Below are 18,490 nucleotides of genomic sequence, written 5' to 3' on the forward strand. Positions count from 1 at the left end.
GTTTCGGTCTATGTGGTCGCCGGTAGGTAACGCAGCAAGGGTTGGCCTGACAATGGTGCAAGCAACACCCGGCGCAGGAAGCTCCAGGCAGACCCGATCAGCAGGATGAAACTGCCGAGTACCAGAAGGGTTACGGCAAAGGCCGCTTCCTCGGAGACATTTGCTTGGGTGATCAGGTATCCGATTGCAAAACCAAGATAGCTCATCGCAGACACCAATAGCGCCCGGCGGTCGACGACCAACGCCACGGTTGCCAGCACCAGAAACAGTCCAATAACGGCCACCGAATACCCAACAGACCCTTGCCCCATATCTGCTGATACCAGAGCCAGGATGGAATGAACGATAAACGGTGCGGCCAGCAGGTGCAGCCAGAAGGCCTTGTCGGAATTGAGCGTAACCCGGGCCGGGTCCTTGATGTCAAAGCTCATTGCCAGCGAAAAGGTCACCAATCCGAGGATCAAGAAGAACAAGACATGGTGTGTTTCAATCAAGCCCGGCACGGCCAATTCGATCAGCACGGCTGCTATATACAGGCAGCCCCCAGTAATTCCGGCGATCCCGACGGGAACCTTGAACCGCCAATAAAACAGAATTGCACCGGTCAGCGCCACCAATGACGTCGGTATGACCAACGCAGATTCATGCGTTTGACGCCATCCGCCCATGCTCAAACTCGTCAGATCCTGATCTACGACAAGCCCAAAACAGGCAATGAAGAAAAACGGGGTGAAAGCCAAGCTGAGCAGGAAAGACGGCAACGCGAGACGCATCTGGCGGGAAAAGACTTCTGCCAGCCCCCAGATCGCCAAAGCCCCAGCTGCAGAAATCGCCCAGGCCGGCAAAATGTCATTCAGACCATAGATCAGGCCGACCATCAAAATGACGATCCCAAGGCTGATAAAAATATCGTGGAAGCCGCGGACAAACCGGACTTCTTCGATATCGGCATGCGGCAAAGTTTCGGCTAAAGGGCTGCTGGTTCCCCGGCTAGTCCAGAAATCTGTAAGGCGTTCTGCCTGATCCTCGGTGAGGATCCCTTCCGACACAGCGGCGGCTAAGCGCACCGAATCCAGTGGGCTTCCATCATGGCCATCCATTTTTTGGGCCGACTCGCTCAATGGTTTCTCCATTTCTCGTCAAAGACATTCCAATTGAAGGGTGTGTGCCGCTCAGGAGGCCACGAGAGTATCCAATCATACCCGCTTCGCACGGAACTGTGTCTTTTGATAAGCCCTCTTTTGCCGGATTTGCATTGACTTGGATCGTCCCACGCAGTGAGTTGGACACACACGCTCACGGGTGTTTCAAAAAACTCCGCAGAAGGAGCCGAGGCAACAAGTCGGCTCACATCGGCAACAGCCAGCTCTCACACGGCAAATCGAGTGTCCAAGCTTACTCGGATGCTTCCAGAACTTCGACCGTTACGCTTTCATTGGTGTAGACGCAGATTTCGGCAGCCACTGCCATTGCTTTGCGTGCGATTGTTTCGGCATCATAATCGGTATCAGCAAGCGCACGGCCCGCGGCCAACGCATAGTTTCCGCCGGATCCGATGCCCATCACCCCGCCTTCCGGCTCTAGAACATCCCCGGTGCCGGTCAAAACAAGCGAAGTTGTCTTATCGGCAACCAGCATCATGGCTTCCAGCCGGCGCAGATACCGGTCGGTCCGCCAGTCTTTCGCAAGCTCTACACAGGCCCGCATCAACTGGCCCGGATATTGTTCCAGCTTGGTTTCGAGCCGCTCGAATAAAGTGAAGGCATCGGCTGTTGCCCCAGCAAATCCGGCAATCACATCCCCTTTGGCCAGGGGACGGACCTTGCGTGCGGTGTGTTTGATTACGGTTTGGCCAAGCGACACCTGGCCATCACCTGCGATGACCACTTTTCCGCCCTTACGCACCATCATGATGGTCGTGCCATGCCAGACTGCCGGCTCGCGCGTATCGCTCATCTAATCCTCATGTTTTTGCTGCAACGCCGCCCTATGTAGGGATCAAATCATGGCTTGAAAAGCAATCCCTGATATTTCCTGGCGCAAGAAGACATCTTTGTCAGTGAGACAGCTCAATCCGAGTGGCACGTAGGAGTGCGTCGATCAGCTTGTCCATGTTTGCAGACGCCCGTTCGTCCGCCAGATCTCCGCGCTCGTCAAATGCTGAACCGGCTTTGGCCACCGACACCATTTGCGGCAGCACCATCGCGCCTAGGCCGACCTCAAGGATGGTCCGCATGCCCATTAGGCCACGCATGCCTCCAAAACCTCCGGGAGATGCAGCGCCAATCGCAAAGATCTTCGATCGATAGGCTTCACCGGGATCTTTGACCCGGCTGATCCAGTCAAGCGTGTTCTTAAGCAGCGGGGTAATACCGGCATTGTATTCGGGACAGGCGATAAAAACGCCATCATGTTCGACAAAAAGCTTCTTTAGCTTCTTGGCATTTTCCGGAACCCCGTCGGCGCTTTCAAGATCACCGTCGTAGATTGGAAGGGGATAGTCCTTCAGCGATATTTGCGTGACTTGGGCGTCCAGGATCGCCAGTTTTTTTGCAGCTAGAGCCGTCAATTTGCTGTTGTGAGACCCAGCACGGGCGGAACCGGATAGAACAAGGATTTTCGGATTGCGCATGAAGGCCCTTTCAAGAGACTACGCAGCCAGCAAGACTGTCTCTTGCGGCAATCAATTCGCCTTGCGATAGACCCAGACGCGGGCCGGCGGCAAGTTTTTCCAGATCCATTCGGAACTGAATATGGAGACAGCCCGGGTCTTGGGTTTCACCGGGGCAGCAAGCCCATACGAAAACTGGATCAGCGGGGCACCAGGCTTCAATAGATCAAGTGCTTCGGACAAAAACGCCTTACGGTCTTTTTCGGGACGCGTCAGCAAAGGCAAGGATGACACGATTCCGTCAAGCGAATGTTGCGGCTCGTGAGTTTCATCCAAAAACCCTCCGCAATTGGAAAGCGTCCCGCGCAGGTCATAGGCATCGCCCTGCAAGACAGGAAGACCTGGGTATCTTGCTTCCAAATGTTCGCAAAAATCTGCGCTGTATTCGATCAGGTTCAAATGGTGATTTGAAAATCCAGCCTCAAACAGAGCTTTCGTGACAACACCAGTCCCCGGACCGAGTTCAACGACCCTAGCGTGTGGCCGCGGTGTTAAGAAGGACACCATGCGCGCAGCCAGCTCTGGTCCTGAGGGTGCCACAGCGCCGGTTCTAAGTGGATTTTGCGCCCAGGAGCGGATGAATTTAACATCATCCAAGACCTTCATACGGACAGCGTCCGCCTTTTCCAGTTTCTCCCGGATAGTTTCCCGCTTGATCCCGATACGCTTCAAAACCCAACCTCGCGCCTGTCCTTTTAGAACATATAGGCGTGTTCGGCCGCGGTTTCTACCGGTGAGGCACGTCTATTATGTACTTAAATTGTCGATAAAATCCTTCACCTTGGAGAAAAAGCCCGCAGATTCGGGATGATTTTCACCTGAGGATTCCTTTTCGAACTCAGCCAAAAGTTCGCGCTGGCGTTTGGTCAGATTGGTCGGTGTTTCGACAGTCACCTGAATATACATGTCGCCATGCTGGCTGGAGCGCATCACCGGCATGCCCTTACCGCGCAACCGGAACTGTTTTCCGGTCTGTGTACCTTCCGGCACCTTCACCCGGCTGGTTGCCCCATCTACCGTGGGCACATCGAACTGACCACCAAGGGTTGCTGTCGACATGGAGATCGGCACACGGCAATAAAGATCTGCCCCATCCCTCTGGAATAGATCATGCGGCTTGATAGAGAGGAATATATAGAGATCCCCGGCCGGTCCACCGCGCAGGCCTGCTTCGCCTTCGCCAGCAAGCCGGATCCTTGTGCCATCCTCGATGCCTGCCGGAATGTTGACCGACAAGTTCCGTTCCTGGGTTTTCCGGCCTGACCCGCCGCAATCGCCACAAGGATCAGTAATTACCTGCCCTTTGCCCTGACAGGCCGGGCATGTCCGTTCCAAGGTGAAAAAACCTTGCGCTGCCCGGACCCGGCCAGCACCACCACAGGTCCGGCACGCCGTCGGGCTTGTGCCAGGTTTTGCACCTGACCCAGAGCAGGTGTCACAGGTAATGCTGGTCGGGACTTCGATCTCGACAGTCTTGCCGGCAAAGGCATCTTCCAGCGAAATATCCAGATTGTATCTGAGGTCCGCGCCACGTTCGCGGCCACTAGACCGGCGGCCACCGCCGCCGCCCATGCCGAAGAATTCTTCAAAAATATCAGACATGGTGGACGAGAAGTCATGGGCGCCAGCACCGCCGCCACCGCCGCCAAACCCACCATTTTCAAAGGCCGCGTGACCAAACCGGTCATAGGCGGCCCGTTTTTGACCGTCCTTCAGCGTGTCATACGCCTCATTGACTTCCTTGAACTTCGCTTCCGCTTCCGCATCACCTGGATTGCGGTCGGGATGAAATTGCATCGCCATCTTGCGGTAGGCACTTTTTAGGGCCTTTTCATCCGCATCGCGCGCAACTCCCAGAACCTCATAGAAATCACGTTTGGACATCAAGATCTCTCGGTCTTGTTACACCGCTGGCTGCCGAAAAGTGTTTGGCGCCAAGTACGGCGAAGCGCCGTTCGCGGCTCCTTTGTTTTTGGACAACCAGGCAAACGGCGCTGTGCAAATAGTTTATCAGCCAGCCGGTTTTCCGGCTGGCTGATGGTTTTTGGTTTAAGCAGATTTTTTGTCGTCGTCGTCTTTGACTTCTTCGAAGTCCGCATCGACGACATCGTCCTCGGCCTGCTCGCTGCCGGCTTCACCGCCTTCAGCGTCAGCTTCGGCATCTGCTTGCGCTTGCTGATACATGGCTTCACCAAGTTTCATAGACGCTTCGGCCAGAGCCTGTGTCTTAGCCTGGATGTCTTCCAGATCTTCACCTTCGAGCGAAGACTTCAGAGCCTCCAGAGCGCTTTCGATCGCGGACTTGTCGTCCTCAGATACCTTGTCGCCATAGTCGGCAAGGGACTTTTCGGTCGAATGAACAAGGGACTCACCCTGGTTCTTGGCTTCAACCAGTTCCTTACGCTTCTTGTCTTCGTCAGCGTGGGCTTCCGCGTCTTTGACCATCTGATCAATGTCGGCGTCGGAAAGACCACCAGATGCCTGGATGCGGATCTGCTGCTCTTTGCCTGTGCCCTTGTCTTTTGCGGACACGTTGACGATGCCGTTGGCATCGATGTCGAAAGTGACTTCAATCTGCGGAACACCACGCGGTGCTGGCGGCAAGCCAACCAGATCGAACTGGCCGAGGATCTTGTTGTCCGCAGCCATTTCACGCTCGCCCTGGAAGACGCGGATGGTCACAGCCGTCTGATTGTCTTCAGCGGTCGAGAACACCTGGCTCTTCTTGGTCGGGATCGTCGTGTTACGGTCGATCAGGCGGGTAAAGACACCACCAAGGGTCTCAATGCCGAGCGACAGCGGGGTCACGTCGAGCAAGAGAACATCTTTAACATCGCCCTGCAGAACACCAGCCTGGATCGCAGCGCCCATGGCCACGACTTCGTCCGGGTTCACGCCTTTGTGCGGTTCTTTACCGAAGAAGTTCTGTACGGTTTCCTGAACTTTCGGCATGCGAGTCATGCCGCCAACCAGAACGACTTCGTCGATGTCACCAGCAGTCAAACCAGCGTCTTTCAACGCCGCTTTCATCGGATCAACTGTGCGCTTGACCAGTTTGTCGACGAGCGATTCAAACTTCGCACGGGTAAGCTTCAAGGTCAGGTGCTTCGGACCAGATGCATCTGCGGTGATGAACGGCAGGTTGATCTCAGTCTGAGATGCGGAAGACAGTTCGATCTTCGCTTTTTCAGCAGCTTCTTTCAGACGCTGCAGAGCCAGCTTATCGTTCTTGAGATCAATGCCTTGTTCTTTCTTAAACTCAGCAGCCAGATAGTCGACCAGAACCATGTCGAAGTCTTCACCACCGAGGAACGTGTCACCGTTGGTGGACTTCACTTCAAAGACGCCATCGCCGATTTCCAAGATGGAAACGTCGAAGGTACCACCACCAAGGTCGTAAACCGCGATGGTTTTGCCGTCGTTCTTATCAAGGCCGTAGGCGAGAGCTGCTGCGGTCGGCTCGTTGATGATGCGCAGGACTTCAAGGCCAGCAATTTTACCGGCATCCTTGGTTGCCTGACGCTGTGCATCGTTGAAGTAGGCCGGAACAGTAATAACCGCCTGTTCGACTTTTTCGCCCAGGTAGCTTTCTGCGGTTTCCTTCATTTTCTGAAGGATGAAAGCGGAGACCTGCGACGGGGAATATTTTTCGTCGTTGGATTTGACCCAAGCATCGCCATTGTCGGCTTTGACGATTTCGAAGGGAACCAACTTCTGGTCTTTTGCAACGGTCGGATCATCGAACCGGCGGCCGATCAGGCGCTTGACTGCAAAAAGAGTGTTTGTCGGGTTTGTGACCGCCTGGCGTTTTGCCGGCTGGCCAACGAGACGCTCGCCGTCGTCAGAAAATGCCACCATGGATGGGGTGGTGCGGGCGCCTTCTGCGTTTTCAATTACTTTGGAATCTTTGCCGTCCATAACGGCCACGCACGAGTTCGTCGTGCCGAGGTCGATACCAATGACCTTTGCCATATCTGCCTCTCTTTCTAGCAAACCGGCTGGACCCTTAAAGGCGTCGTACCGGCTCCTCTCAATTTAAGTCCCGGACACCTGTCCGGATGCCGCCCCCGAAGTCATATACAATTCGGTGCGCGACGCTTGACCGCTATATAGGTGGATGAAACTTTGCCTGCAAGAGACCTTTTCACAGGCTTTTGCTGACTTCTGGATATGTCGGCCAAAAAACTTCCCATAAGGTTACCAGCGAGACCGCAAACGATAGGAGGCAAACCATCGGCTACGCGTGCAACCGTTCCAGGTACCGGTCAGCGGAAGTGTGTTTAAGCTCCTCTTCAAGAGCTGTCTTTATTCGAGGCACAATATCCGCAGCCGGATTGGCAGCATCCATCTGCAAAAAATTGACATGGGGAAACCAAGGCGGCCGCTTTTGGCCCAGTTGAAGCTTGGGTGTGGGACCACCAAATCGCAGCGTTGGGACTCCCAACACACCAGCCATGTCTGCAACGCTTGAATTTGGCGAAACGACAATGTCGCAAGCCGCGGTCAACGCAGCAGCGCCTGAGATGTCATTGAAAAGATCTAAGTCCTTCAGGAAGTGAAATCGGTTTGGTGCCGCTTCACCTAGCAGGTCTAGTTCCGATTGCGTCGCCCCATATTGGAGATTAACAAACACCACTTCTTTCGTTTCCAACACGGGCAATACCTGCTCGGCCGTGAGATAGAAACGCGCGCGGCGGGCTCCCAAAAGACGGGAGCGCCAACTTAATCCTACCACGGATTTTCGATCTGCTTCTGGGATCCGGGAGCGATACGAACGGACAAGCTCACGATCAATCTGATAGACCCTGCGACGCTCTGTTGAAAAGCTTCCGATATTTGGGCGCAACAATCCTGGTATATCCGACAGGCAATAGACGCAATCATAGTCCGTATTGCTTGTGGTTTTCGGCTTGTCTCCGGCCTTTACACTGTACGGCCGGCAGTGAATATCCGGCAGTGCGGCTTGAAAATAAGGAACGAACCGCTCTTCAACTTCAAGAATGATCCGCCCAACGCAATCGGATAATTCCGGCAGGATCGCAGCACATTGCAAAATATCACCCAGCCCTTGATCGGCCCACACCAGCAACCGGTCGACAGCGGATCCATCCCATTCAGGAGCATTATAAATACGACGTTCGACCAAACTGCCTTCTGCGTCAAACCGCGCCTTGTAACAGCTCCAAGCGTTTTCCAGATCTCCGAGTGCAAACTTCGCTGTCGCAAGATTTAACTGCACACTTGCAGACTGGCCCCGGCATTGACGGTCCAGCCGCACAAGAATGTCATGGGCCTCCGTGACACGCCCAAGCTTTAAGAGCACGCTGGATATTGTGAGCTGGCGGGTCACATCCGACGGCTTGTCAGATAACGCAACTTCAGCATAGGGAAGCGCATCCTTGTACCGCGACAAATGCAGTAGGATCCGCGCGTATTCATGAAGAACGTCCCCATTTTCTGGATGTTTTTGCATAATTGGACGAAAAAAGTCTTCGGCGTGCTCGGTTTCATCATTCAGCACACGGCATTGAGCATACCGAATAGCGTTGTCGAGATTTTCCGGATCCAGGTGAACTGCTTTTTCAAGAAACTGTAACGCGTCCGGATAACGGCGCTGGAAAAACACTGCTGCGCCAAGATTTCGCAAAAAATTGACCTCTTCAGGCACCTCTTTCACCAGCCGCACAAGGATTTCTTCAGCTTCTGAGTAGCGCCCGGCCCTAATCAGCGCGAGGCTTTTCACGCTCCGTGCGGCCGGATTTCCGGGTTCCAATTGAAGGGCTTTGTCAGCTGAACTGATGACGGATGCCAATGGCATGCCTGCGTCCAGCATGTAATGCGAAAGATTAGCCCGGATTTGTGCCGTTTTGGGCGCGATTTTTACGGCCTTTTTTAAGTAGTCAACGGCCTTTTGAGACTTCCCAATTTGATTGTAAGTCATCCCAAGAAGATGGAGCGCATTTGCGTCTTTTGGTGCGGTTTTTAAGATCGATTTGTATAATTTTTGGGCGCTGGCGATGTCGCCCGACCGATGCAGAACGACAGCCTTCTGCAACGTCTGCTGGGTTAGTTGCTGTGAATTCCCAACCATCTTAGGTCCCTGAGAACGAGGTGTTCCTGGGCACTGGACCAACAAAACCACCTCAAATAACTGCTGTGAGCTCAGCTATGAGGGTAGATTGCAAAACTTGTGCGGACCTGTTGCATCTTGTCCAGCCGCCACGCGAATGGCGACACATTGAGTTTTCTTCAGGCCTTCGCGAATTGTTCAGTCGCGAACCTTATGATTTTGGCCATCTCACGCCCCGGTCTTCGGAGAGGATTTACTCCTTGCCGCCCTTCTGCAAAAGTCCACAAAAGGTTCTGGCTGCGGCACCAGTGGCTGCAGCGCCGATAGCGGAGGCGGCGACGGCGGCAGCTCCGGATGCAGTGGCTGCGGCGATTAATGATTTCGGGTATGTCTTTTTGCATGCAAGATGTCGATATTCATGGCCTCAAAGGCCTCAAATATGCGCCGGATCACTTTGACCGCACCGCGCAGGAGAACCTCCTTGCCGAGATCCGCAAGATCGTGGAGGCGGCACCACTGTTTCAACCGGTCATGCCCAAAACGGGCAAACCGTTTTCGGTCAAGATGAGCAATTGCGGGCCGCTTGGCTGGGTGTCTGATATCAATGGCTACCGCTATCAACCGAAGCACCCGATCACCGACGAACCCTGGCCAGAAATTCCAGCAACGCTTTTGGGTCTTTGGAAAGAAGTCGCTCCGGCTGCGCCAGAGCCAGAAGCTTGTTTAATCAATTATTATGAAACCGGTGCGCGCATGGGGCTGCATCAGGATCGGGATGAACAAACTTTTGACGCGCCCGTCGTCTCTGTCTCCCTCGGCGATACCGCCACCTTCCGCGTCGGTGGCATCAGCCGCAAAGACCCAACCAGGTCGTTCCGTCTAAACTCAGGTGATGTCGTGGTGCTTGGCGGTGAGGCCCGGCTCGCTTTTCACGGCATTGACCGGATCTTAAAAGGCACCTCAACTCTTTTGAAAAATGGCGGCCGGATCAATCTGACTCTCCGGCGGGTGTCTCCTATGCCCTAACGCTCTTTGTTTCTGAAATTCAAGACTTTACCGGCCACATACCTCATGTAAGAGTGACGCCAAATTCAATTCTTTCATCGGCAGCCGATGGCCTATTTTTTCTTGAAATATGTTCACGTGATCGGTGCGGTCATTCTTCTGGGCACTGGAACCGGCATCGCGTTTTTCATGTTCATGGCGCACAGGAGCAGAGATCCCGCTTTCATTGCCAAGACATCAGCAGTTGTGGTCTCCGCAGACACATTGTTCACCGCTACAGCCGTGATTGCCCAACCGATCAGTGGATATCTCCTGATCCGCGAAGTTGGGTATCCGATGTCGAGCAGTTGGATCCTTGCATCGTTGGCGCTTTATGGGGTCGCCGGTGCATTCTGGCTCCCCGTAGTTTGGTTCCAAATCAGGATGCGGGATTTGGCTAAAGAAGCTGCTGCGAACGATACCCCCTTGCCTGTCGCCTATTACAAATTCTTCCGCTGGTGGTTCGCGTTTGGCTTTCCAGGTTTCGGATCTGTCATGGCCATTTTTTGGCTGATGATTGCCAAACCCGATTTATGGTAGGGATTATGCAGAAAATAGCCGTTTTAGGTGCCTCCGGCCTTATTGGTGAAGCCATCACGCATGCACTTCGGATCCAGGGACATGATGTCACACCGATTGCCCGGCGATTTACGACCGGTCAGACCCTTTCTTTAGAGACAGCCGTCGAAACTGATTTCACATCATTGGATGACAGCGACCTTTTTACCTTGATCGATAGCTTCGATGTCATCATCAATTGCGTCGGCATTCTCCAGGACACGCCCTCCGGCAACACAAAGGATGTTCACACTGGCTTCGTGAGCAGACTTGTTTCGGCAATGACGCAGGATGAAAAGCAACGTTTACTGATCCATCTCTCCATCCCCGGACAAAAGGAAAACGATACAACGCCCTTCGCGACGACCAAGCGGGAGGCTGAAGGCGTTATCTCGTCCAGTTCCCTGGACCATATAATTTTAAGGCCTGGATTTGTTTATGCTCCCGGGGCTTTCGGCGGGAGTGCGCTCCTTCGGTCGGTTGCTGCGCTGCCGATCGATCTGCCTGATGAATACCGCGCAAAACCGTTTCGTTTTACGGCCGTCCAGGATATCGCAGATACAGTTTTGACTGTCATCGAAGCCCGCAAATCCGAGAAGAAGAGCTATCGCGAAATCTGGGACGTTATGTCCCCTGAACCTCAGACGGTCGGAACGACGGTGGATGCGCTGCGCCGCTGGTTAGGTGGGCCCGGCTTCCGGGTGTCGTCTCCAAAGTGGCTGATTGCACCTCTTGCAAAAACTGGAGATTTTGCAGCTAAACTCGGGTGGCGTCCGCCGCTCCGTACCACAGCTATTAAAGAGCTCGAACGTGGTGTCGAAGGCGATCCCAGTCGATGGCTGGAGGCAACTGGCTTAAAACCGACACACCTACTCGATGCCCTTCAAATAAGGCCTGCAACCATTCAAGAGCGTTGGTTTTCCCGCCTGTATCTTCTCAAGGCCCTCATCCTTCCGACGCTGTTTGTCTTTTGGACTTTGTCAGGATTGATCGCCCTGACCGTGGCCTTTGATGCTGCATCTAACATTCTCACATCCCACGGCTTCCCGCTTTGGGCCGCCTATGCGATAACCGTTGTTAGCAGCTTGATCGATATCCTTGTTGGCCTGGCAATTGTTTGGCGCAGAACCTGCGCAATTGGTTTGTTGGCAGGTATTGGCGTTTCAATCTTTTACATGATTGGCGCCGCCATTTTGACACCGGATATGTGGATTGAACCGCTCGGAGCTTTGGTAAAGACCGGACCGGCGATAGTCCTCATGTTGGTTGGCCTGGCGATTTTGGATGACCGCTGATCAAAGGGATTGGCCGGTTTAAGCTGCGTCACACTTCTACATATGTGGCTTCGAAATTCACTGGAAAGTTTACAGACCGGGCGATGTAACAAACCTTGTGGATCTCATGATGAATGGCATCGGCCGCACCAAGATCGGTTCCGGACGGCACGGTGATTTTGGGCCGGAGGGTTGCACTTAAAAACCGGCCGGCACCGCTTGCTTCCGTTTCACCAACGGCAACTGGCACATCTTCGTAACCGCTGACAGCAATGCCCGCGTTGTTGGCGAGATGCAGGTACCAGAGCATGTGGCAGCTAGACAATGCTGACACCAACAGGTCTTCCGGATTGTGCAAGGCCGGATCACCGCCCAGCAATGGGTCATTTGAGCAAGGCACTGGCGGTTTGCCGGGCGTCCGGATTTCCCACGTCCGGTCGTAGCCTTTGTAGGTCCGTGTCCCCTCGCCGCGGTTGCCAGTCCAAATTATTTTGGACTGATATTCGTGTTTCTTGGTCATTCAATACTCCAAATGTATACATTTATACATTTCATATTGTGTGCCACTGTCAAGTGCCTTATCCAAGGTTTAAAAAAGCCATCAGAAGCCAGGGAGGAAGAATGTCCGCAGAGCGCATTGCCGATCGACTTCAGGCTGACATCGTTGCGGGGAGCTACCGTCCTGGTACCGAGCTGAAACAGGGCGAGATCGCGGAGCGGTTTGATGTCAGCCGTATCCCGGTTCGCGATGCCTTACAGCTGCTTGCCGCCCGGGGTTTGATCGACCTTGTTCCCAACCGGCGTGCCCGCGTTATCTCTTTATCGGTCGACGAAATTTGCGAGATTTACGACTTGCGGATCTTGCTGGAGTGCGACTGTCTCCAGCAAGCTATCGCTATGATGGATCAGGACGATTTGAATACTGTATCCACCGCCCTAGAACACTCCTCAATCGATGCCAAAACGGCCCGTTGGGCAGACGGCGATTGGGAGTTCCACAAAACCCTTTACCGGCCCGCCAAAAAGCCGCGGCAACTCAGGATGATCGAAGACCTGCGGCGCACTTGCCGGATTCACATCGCCGGATACGGCCTCTTGCCGGACAGGACATCCGACTGGCTCCAAGATCACGCAGACTTGGTCGACGCCTGTGCGAACCGGGCTTCAGAAAAGGCGGTTACGATCCTGAAACACCACATAGAAGCAGCCGGCCAGACACTTACCGGCGCCCTGTCCGATGGTATCCTTCCCTGACACTGCCAGTGGATCGTGCGGACCTATGCCTCTTCCACCACAAGACCTATTTTTCCGGCATACCGCTTTGACAAAAAGGCCTCTTGCGCCTGCCGCATGTCCCTCAAAGCATACGTTTTGGCCACCACTGGCGAGATTTCGCCCCGTTCAATGTAACCCACCAGATCCTCAAACACCTTCGGGTCTTGCTTGGTGCAGCCGAAGAACGACAAATCTTTGAGGTAGAGGGTTCTCAGGTCCAGTTCGACAATTGGGCCAGCAATGGCTCCGGCCACTGCGTAGCGGCCGCCGCCCTTCAGCGCATCAATCAGCTGCGGAAACTTTGGCCCGCCCACAAGATCCAGGACCACATCAAAAGACTGCTCCGGCAGCGCATCATTCCGGCCCAATGTTTCATCGGCGCCGATACCTTTGAGTTCCTCGGCCTTTTCCGGTGACGTAATTGCTGTGACATGAGCGCCCCAGCGCTTTGCCAGCTGGATCGCGGCAGACCCAACCCCGCCGGAAGCACCAGTAATCAGCACCCGCTCGGCCTTTAGGGAACATCGTTGGATCATGCCTTCAGCGGTCGAATAAGCGCAGGGAAACGACGCCAGCTCAACATCGCTCATACGCGAAGAGACTGCGAGAGCGTCTTCTGAATACGTGACAGCATACTCGGCAAATCCACCGTCATATTCAGAACCGAATGTGACAAGCGGCAAACCAGCATGCGCGCTCTTTGGCACCTGCATCGGCCTGACGAGCACCCGTTCACCTATCCGCGTATCCGCTACGCCGCCGCCGACAGCAACGATCACACCGCAACAATCCGCACCCTGAATGCGTGGAAACTGCAGCGCTCCGGACCAGGCACCATCAGAATCCGTCTGCCCGCCGTAGCCCTCTGACGCTGCAGCGGCGGTATCACCGCGCACGCTTTTGGAATACCAGCCAGTCCGTGTGTTGATGTCTGTGTTGTTGATGGCTGCTGCGCCGACCTTAATCAACACTTGGCCCGGTTCCGGCAGCGGCACGGGTAAATCTTCGCGCCATTCCAGGCAATCAAGTCCGCCATGGCCGGTTAGAACCATACCGCTCATTTGGTCGGGAATATGTGGCATCGAGTTCTCCAGCCAAAATTCATCTCACCCACACAGGTAGAATGATCTTTTTACCTGGTCAACATCGCAATAATCCCGACCCGGGCTGAATGGCCCGGCAACATTCCCTTAGATCCAGAAATTCACCGCCATCGCGCTGAGTGCCGCCGCAATCACCCAAAGCGCCGCACGGCCAGAGCGGGTGTGGCGGGCTTCGGCCTTGCCAATTGCCTCGGCGGTCTCATCGCTGAAGCGCAGGCCTTGCGTGGTCATTTTTTCGATCTCTTCAGACATACGGCCAATGCGGTCGGCAAAGAGCGGCATGTCATTGGCAATCCGCGCCAGAGATGAGATGACATCTCCGACATCCCGCATTTTGCCAACCGGCCCCAGATGTTCGGCGATCCAACTGCCGACGACAGGCTCGGCTGTCTTCCACATATCCAGGCGCGGATTGAGGGAGCGGGCAACCCCTTCGACCACGACCATGGTCTTTTGCAGCATGATCAATTGAGTCTGAGTACGCATCTCAAAGAGCTCGGTGACCTCGAACAGCTGCGTGAGCAGCCGCGCCATGGAGATTTCACTGGCATCATGGCCATGGATCGGTTCGCCGATCGCACGGATGGCCTGCGCGAACATATCAACATCTTGGTTGGCAGGAACGTAACCCGCTTCAAAATGCACTTCCGCAACACGTTTGTAGTTGCGGGTAATGAAGCCGAACAAAATCTCTGCCAGGAACCGGCGCTCACGTTTGTTCAGCCGGCCGACAATGCCAAAATCGACCGCAACCAAGGTGCCATCAGCTTCCACGAACAAATTGCCCTGGTGCATGTCGGCATGAAAGAATCCATCGCGCAGTGTATGACGTAGGAAGCTTTGGATGACGGCATCGCCCAGCGCCACCAAATCCTGACCATCTTCAGCCAATCCCTCGACATCCGACATTTTTCGGCCGTCGATCCATTCCATGGTGAGGACGCTCTTAGATGTGCGCACCCAATCGACTTCCGGCACCCGGAAGCCCGGATCATCAGCCGTGTTTTCCGCCATTTCCGACAGGCCGGCAGCCTCAAGGCGGAAGTCCATCTCCATAGCGACAGATTGAGCCAGTGTATCGACGACAGCGACCGGCCGCAGCCGGCGCGACGGTTCATGAAACCGTTCCGCCAATCGCGCCACCAAATAATAGCTCTCAAGATCGCGCTTGAAGCGCCGCCTGACACCCGGGCGCAAGACTTTCACGGCAACCTTGCGTTCAGTGCCGCCCTTGTCGCGAACGGTGGCAGGATGCACCTGTGCGATCGACGCGGCAGCGACTGCCTCGCCAAAATCCACAAACAGGTCCTCAATCGGCTGACCAAGTTGCTCGGAAATCACCTTGCGGGCTTCGTCATGATCAAAGGGAGCCAACTGATCCTGAAGCGCGGACAGATCCCGTGCAGCTTCCTTGCCAACCACATCCTCGCGAGTTGCCAAAAACTGACCGAGCTTCACGTAAGATGGTCCGAGCCTGTTGAGCGCATCAGACAGGCGAAGCTCCGCACTTTTGCTTTTGACTGACCGGCGTTCGATAAGGCGCGCAACGGCAATTGCGACGCGCGGACCGGCCGGCAGGTCCGGAAGATGCGCCAAGCCGAACACGCCCTCGCGGGCCATCACAAAACCAGCCCGCACCAGACGGAAAAAAGGCATCACAGCAAAGGCCATGGATCAGAGTTTCCACCCAGAGTGCAGCGCGGCGATCCCGCCGGAATAATTGCGATAGCTAACCTTTTCAAAGCCAGCGTCTCGGATCATCTCGGCGAAGCGCTCCTGACTCGGGAATTTGCGGATTGATTCCACCAGATACTGATACGGATCAGCGTCACCTGTCACCCATTTGCCAAGTGGCGGGATCACGTTGAACGACAGCATGTCGTACACTTTGTCGAGACCAGGAACATCCACTTCGGAAAACTCCAGGCACATGAACCGGCCACCGCGCTTCAAAACCCGGCGCGCTTCCCTGAGAGCCTTGGGAATATCGGGCACATTACGGATACCGAAGGCGATCGTATAAGCGTCGAAACTCTTATCTGGAAACGGCAAGTCTTCAGCATTTCCTTGCGAAAAAGTGATGAGGTCCGACAGGCCTGCCTTCTCCGCCCGGTCGCGCCCGACGTTCAGCATGGAATTGTTAATGTCGCAGACAACCGCTTTTGCGCTCCTATTGGACCGCTCAACCACCCGGGTGGAAATATCGCCAGTCCCGCCAGCAACGTCTAAAAGCCGCCAATTGGAAGCAGGTGATTTGGGCGGTGCCAGATAGGACACCATCGCATCCTTCCAAACCCGGTGCAGGCCGCCAGACATCAGGTCATTCATCAGGTCATAGCGGTCAGCAACCTTATGAAAGACATCATCCACGAGGGCTTGCTTCTGCCCTTCGCCAACCTTTGTGAAGCCGAAGCTGGTCGGCATATCTTCTGGCGTGCGGTTCTGGTTCTGTGCCTGTTGCGTCATCTGCGCGGCTCCTGGCGGGTCGAAGCGTCATTCTTTTGTAAAAAGTGCGCCGGACCATAGTACAAGCCTCTGCCGAGCGCTATCGTTGCCGGTCACGGAAACACCATATGCCGCAGGCCTATATCGCGCCGGACGAATGGAGACCAGAGAATAAATGCCTGAATTGCCAGAAGTGGAAACGGTGAAACGTGGATTGGCACCAACGTTTGAGGGTGGCCAGCTTATCCGTGTAGACCAAAATCGCCCGGACCTGCGCTTTCCATTCCCCAGTGATTTTGTTGACCGGCTGACTGGGCGTGTTGTGACATCCCTATCCCGGCGGTCAAAATATCTTCTGGCCGACATTGATTGCGGTGATGTTTTGATAATGCATCTGGGCATGTCCGGATCGTTCCGGATCGAAAACGATGCAGACAACACAACGCCCGGCAGCTTTGCTCTCGAACGCAGCAAGGATCCGAAACACGATCACGTGGTATTTCATCTGAAATCGAAGGACGGCGCCGCCGCCCGGGTCATCTATAATGACCCGCGTCGGTTTGGTTTTATGGATCTCGTTGCAAGGCCGGAATTAGAAGCCCATCCATATTTTAAGGACCTCGGGCTTGAGCCCCTTGGCAACGCTTTGAACGGAGACGTGCTGGCGGGCCTGTTTGCCGGCCGGAAATCTCCCTTAAAAGCCGCCCTACTCAATCAAAAACTGATAGCAGGCCTCGGCAACATATATGTGTGTGAGGCGCTCTGGCGATCCGGCCTGAGTCCCAAACGGCTTGCAGGTACGCTCGTCACAAAATCCGGCCGGCCCACCGCAAAAGCCAATTTGCTTGCAGAAAACATCCGCCAAACCCTGGAAGATGCCATCAAGGTGGGAGGTTCATCTCTGAAAGACCACACCCAGGCAGATGGCTCCCTCGGGTATTTTCAGCACTCTTTCGCGGTCTACGACCGGGAGGGCGAATCCTGCCGCACACCAACGTGCAAGGGGACCATTGCCCGGATAGTCCAATCCAACAGATCGACCTTTTATTGTCCTCTTTGCCAAGGGTAGAACCTGGCGTAAGGACTACTGCGACGCTTGCCAGACCCTGCCCCCTCGGGTACCCATGGCCCAGACTTTATAGATATCCTGCTATGGGGAGCAGACACGATGGGATACGAGAACATCCGGGTTGAGAAACGCGGCAAGGTCGGGCTGATCACCTTGGACCGCCCCAAGGCGCTCAATGCTTTGAATTCAGCCCTGGTTGGTGAGCTTGGCGCGGCCCTGGACGCATATGATGCAGACGAAAAAATCGGCTGTGTGGTAATCACCGGCTCTGAGAAAGCCTTTGCCGCTGGTGCTGACATTAAGGAAATGCAGCCGCATACCTTTTCCTCTGCCTACCAAACCGATCTGATCACACCGTTTGACCGGGTGTCACAAAACCGCAAACCGATCATCGCAGCGGTTGCCGGTTATGCGCTCGGCGGCGGCTGCGAACTCGCTATGCTCTGCGATTTCATCATTGCGGCCGACACAGCCAAGTTTGGACAGCCAGAAATCACGCTTGGGGTGATCCCGGGCGCCGGCGGCACCCAGCGCCTGACCCGCTTTGTCGGCAAGTCGAAAGCCATGGACATGGTTCTCACCGGCCGGATGATGGATGCCGAAGAGGCAGAACGCAGCGGGCTTGTCAGCCGTGTGGTTCCAGCGGATGATCTTCTGGAAGAAGCCCTGAAAGCTGCCGAGAAAATCGCGGACTTCTCCCTTCCTGTTGTCATGATGGCCAAGGAGAGCGTCGACCGGTCTTACGAGACGACATTGTCGGAAGGTGTGCGTTTCGAACGCCGTGTTTTCCATGCAATGTTTGCTCTTGAAGACCAAAAAGAAGGTATGTCGGCCTTTTCTGAGAAGCGGTCGCCCCAGTTTAATAACAAATAAACTTGAGGTGTCAGCGACAAAGCCGTTGACGCAAGGCTTTCGCGCGATTATAAGCAGCGCCCAATCGGTGGCGGTTTTCTGCCGCCGTTGTTTTTTGATCGGGTCTCA

Annotated in this window: 17 protein-coding genes and 1 pseudogene; 6 read left to right on the forward strand and 12 right to left on the reverse strand. The window is 54.8% G+C overall.

The genetic code is table 11. The features are described from left to right. Window positions 1–8: 8 nt before the first annotated feature. The 8 genes and pseudogenes from ACOOFE_RS25035 to ACOOFE_RS25070 all read right to left on the reverse strand — a co-directional run. Entirely contained in the window at window positions 9–1,121 is a 1,113-nt protein-coding gene (locus tag ACOOFE_RS25035) for a hypothetical protein (RefSeq protein ID WP_420412543.1), read from the reverse strand. 274 nt (window positions 1,122–1,395) lie between these two features. Next, window positions 1,396–1,956 carry an ATP-dependent protease subunit HslV gene (gene hslV / locus ACOOFE_RS25040; RefSeq protein ID WP_420412544.1) on the reverse strand — a complete coding sequence of 187 codons (561 nt, stop codon included), beginning with the start codon at window positions 1,954–1,956 and terminating at the stop codon, window positions 1,396–1,398. A gap of 100 nt (window positions 1,957–2,056) precedes the next feature. After that, window positions 2,057–2,632 carry an NADPH-dependent FMN reductase gene (locus ACOOFE_RS25045; protein WP_420412545.1) on the reverse strand — a complete coding sequence of 192 codons (576 nt, stop codon included), beginning with the start codon at window positions 2,630–2,632 and terminating at the stop codon, window positions 2,057–2,059. A 51-nt stretch (window positions 2,633–2,683) separates the two neighbouring features. Next, complete coding sequence (locus tag ACOOFE_RS25050) at window positions 2,684–3,343, reverse strand: class I SAM-dependent methyltransferase (protein ID WP_420412546.1); 660 nt, start codon at window positions 3,341–3,343, stop codon at window positions 2,684–2,686. A 75-nt stretch (window positions 3,344–3,418) separates the two neighbouring features. Then, window positions 3,419–4,555 carry a molecular chaperone DnaJ gene (dnaJ, locus tag ACOOFE_RS25055; protein WP_141183921.1) on the reverse strand — a complete coding sequence of 379 codons (1,137 nt, stop codon included), beginning with the start codon at window positions 4,553–4,555 and terminating at the stop codon, window positions 3,419–3,421. A gap of 165 nt (window positions 4,556–4,720) precedes the next feature. Next, a complete protein-coding gene (gene dnaK, locus ACOOFE_RS25060; RefSeq protein ID WP_141183922.1) occupies window positions 4,721–6,643 on the reverse strand; it encodes a molecular chaperone DnaK in 1,923 nt (640 codons plus the stop codon). 265 nt (window positions 6,644–6,908) lie between these two features. Further along, window positions 6,909–8,489 (reverse strand): tetratricopeptide repeat protein, encoded by a 1,581-nt coding sequence (locus tag ACOOFE_RS25065; protein WP_420415636.1) that lies wholly within the window; start codon window positions 8,487–8,489, stop codon window positions 6,909–6,911. Window positions 8,490–8,579: 90 nt separating this feature from the next. After that, a pseudogene (locus ACOOFE_RS25070) lies at window positions 8,580–8,762 on the reverse strand (tetratricopeptide repeat protein); the annotation flags it as partial. A gap of 366 nt (window positions 8,763–9,128) precedes the next feature. Here ACOOFE_RS25070 and ACOOFE_RS25075 point away from each other — a divergent pair. The 3 genes from ACOOFE_RS25075 to ACOOFE_RS25085 all read left to right on the forward strand — a co-directional run bounded on the left by ACOOFE_RS25075 (window position 9,129) and on the right by ACOOFE_RS25085 (window position 11,638). Then, window positions 9,129–9,767 carry an alpha-ketoglutarate-dependent dioxygenase AlkB family protein gene (locus ACOOFE_RS25075; protein ID WP_420412547.1) on the forward strand — a complete coding sequence of 213 codons (639 nt, stop codon included), beginning with the start codon at window positions 9,129–9,131 and terminating at the stop codon, window positions 9,765–9,767. Window positions 9,768–9,854: 87 nt separating this feature from the next. Beyond that, window positions 9,855–10,325, forward strand: coding sequence for a DUF2269 family protein (locus ACOOFE_RS25080; protein WP_420412548.1), 471 nt, complete (start codon window positions 9,855–9,857; stop codon window positions 10,323–10,325). Between the two features lie 5 nt (window positions 10,326–10,330). Continuing rightward, on the forward strand, window positions 10,331–11,638 hold the full coding sequence (locus ACOOFE_RS25085) for an SDR family oxidoreductase (protein WP_420412549.1): 1,308 nt from the start codon (window positions 10,331–10,333) through the stop codon (window positions 11,636–11,638). A gap of 28 nt (window positions 11,639–11,666) precedes the next feature. Here ACOOFE_RS25085 and ACOOFE_RS25090 read toward each other — a convergent pair whose 3' ends face one another. Beyond that, complete coding sequence (locus tag ACOOFE_RS25090) at window positions 11,667–12,137, reverse strand: OsmC family protein (RefSeq protein WP_420412550.1); 471 nt, start codon at window positions 12,135–12,137, stop codon at window positions 11,667–11,669. 101 nt (window positions 12,138–12,238) lie between these two features. On the opposite strand from ACOOFE_RS25090, the gene ACOOFE_RS25095 reads away from it, so the two are divergent. Further along, window positions 12,239–12,871 carry a GntR family transcriptional regulator gene (locus tag ACOOFE_RS25095; protein ID WP_420412551.1) on the forward strand — a complete coding sequence of 211 codons (633 nt, stop codon included), beginning with the start codon at window positions 12,239–12,241 and terminating at the stop codon, window positions 12,869–12,871. 23 nt (window positions 12,872–12,894) lie between these two features. Here ACOOFE_RS25095 and ACOOFE_RS25100 read toward each other — a convergent pair whose 3' ends face one another. From ACOOFE_RS25100 to ubiE, 3 genes are all read right to left on the reverse strand, one after another. Next, the gene (locus ACOOFE_RS25100; protein WP_420412552.1) at window positions 12,895–13,974 is read right to left on the reverse strand and encodes an alcohol dehydrogenase family protein; all 1,080 of its coding nucleotides are present in this window, start codon (window positions 13,972–13,974) and stop codon (window positions 12,895–12,897) included. Between the two features lie 108 nt (window positions 13,975–14,082). After that, window positions 14,083–15,666, reverse strand: coding sequence for a 2-polyprenylphenol 6-hydroxylase (gene ubiB / locus ACOOFE_RS25105; RefSeq protein WP_420412553.1), 1,584 nt, complete (start codon window positions 15,664–15,666; stop codon window positions 14,083–14,085). A 3-nt stretch (window positions 15,667–15,669) separates the two neighbouring features. After that, window positions 15,670–16,461: a bifunctional demethylmenaquinone methyltransferase/2-methoxy-6-polyprenyl-1,4-benzoquinol methylase UbiE gene (gene ubiE / locus ACOOFE_RS25110; protein WP_420412554.1), complete on the reverse strand. Its 792-nt coding sequence runs from the start codon at window positions 16,459–16,461 to the stop codon at window positions 15,670–15,672. A 154-nt stretch (window positions 16,462–16,615) separates the two neighbouring features. Between ubiE and mutM the strand changes: the two genes are divergently transcribed. Beyond that, window positions 16,616–17,509: a bifunctional DNA-formamidopyrimidine glycosylase/DNA-(apurinic or apyrimidinic site) lyase gene (gene mutM / locus ACOOFE_RS25115; protein ID WP_420412555.1), complete on the forward strand. Its 894-nt coding sequence runs from the start codon at window positions 16,616–16,618 to the stop codon at window positions 17,507–17,509. A gap of 99 nt (window positions 17,510–17,608) precedes the next feature. Continuing rightward, entirely contained in the window at window positions 17,609–18,382 is a 774-nt protein-coding gene (locus ACOOFE_RS25120) for an enoyl-CoA hydratase (protein ID WP_141183933.1), read from the forward strand. Window positions 18,383–18,490: the final 108 nt, after the last annotated feature.

This window comes from Roseibium sp. (assembly GCF_965216085.1).
GTDB lineage: Bacteria > Pseudomonadota > Alphaproteobacteria > Rhizobiales > Stappiaceae > Roseibium.

What these genes read in the sequence shown, in the direction of transcription:
- dnaJ (WP_141183921.1), bottom strand. Translation starts at nt 4,555, where the DNA reads ATGTCCAAACGTGATTTCTATGAGGTTCTGGGAGTTGCGCGCGATGCG.
- ACOOFE_RS25045 (WP_420412545.1), bottom strand. Translation starts at nt 2,632, where the DNA reads ATGCGCAATCCGAAAATCCTTGTTCTATCCGGTTCCGCCCGTGCTGGG.
- ACOOFE_RS25080 (WP_420412548.1), top strand. Translation starts at nt 9,855, where the DNA reads ATGGCCTATTTTTTCTTGAAATATGTTCACGTGATCGGTGCGGTCATT.
- ACOOFE_RS25085 (WP_420412549.1), top strand. Translation starts at nt 10,331, where the DNA reads ATGCAGAAAATAGCCGTTTTAGGTGCCTCCGGCCTTATTGGTGAAGCC.
- ubiE (WP_420412554.1), bottom strand. Translation starts at nt 16,461, where the DNA reads ATGACGCAACAGGCACAGAACCAGAACCGCACGCCAGAAGATATGCCG.
- mutM (WP_420412555.1), top strand. Translation starts at nt 16,616, where the DNA reads ATGCCTGAATTGCCAGAAGTGGAAACGGTGAAACGTGGATTGGCACCA.
- ACOOFE_RS25065 (WP_420415636.1), bottom strand. Translation starts at nt 8,489, where the DNA reads ATGCCATTGGCATCCGTCATCAGTTCAGCTGACAAAGCCCTTCAATTG.
- ACOOFE_RS25100 (WP_420412552.1), bottom strand. Translation starts at nt 13,974, where the DNA reads ATGCCACATATTCCCGACCAAATGAGCGGTATGGTTCTAACCGGCCAT.
- ACOOFE_RS25090 (WP_420412550.1), bottom strand. Translation starts at nt 12,137, where the DNA reads ATGACCAAGAAACACGAATATCAGTCCAAAATAATTTGGACTGGCAAC.
- ACOOFE_RS25095 (WP_420412551.1), top strand. Translation starts at nt 12,239, where the DNA reads ATGTCCGCAGAGCGCATTGCCGATCGACTTCAGGCTGACATCGTTGCG.
- ACOOFE_RS25075 (WP_420412547.1), top strand. Translation starts at nt 9,129, where the DNA reads ATGTCTTTTTGCATGCAAGATGTCGATATTCATGGCCTCAAAGGCCTC.
- ubiB (WP_420412553.1), bottom strand. Translation starts at nt 15,666, where the DNA reads ATGGCCTTTGCTGTGATGCCTTTTTTCCGTCTGGTGCGGGCTGGTTTT.
- ACOOFE_RS25120 (WP_141183933.1), top strand. Translation starts at nt 17,609, where the DNA reads ATGGGATACGAGAACATCCGGGTTGAGAAACGCGGCAAGGTCGGGCTG.
- hslV (WP_420412544.1), bottom strand. Translation starts at nt 1,956, where the DNA reads ATGAGCGATACGCGCGAGCCGGCAGTCTGGCATGGCACGACCATCATG.
- dnaK (WP_141183922.1), bottom strand. Translation starts at nt 6,643, where the DNA reads ATGGCAAAGGTCATTGGTATCGACCTCGGCACGACGAACTCGTGCGTG.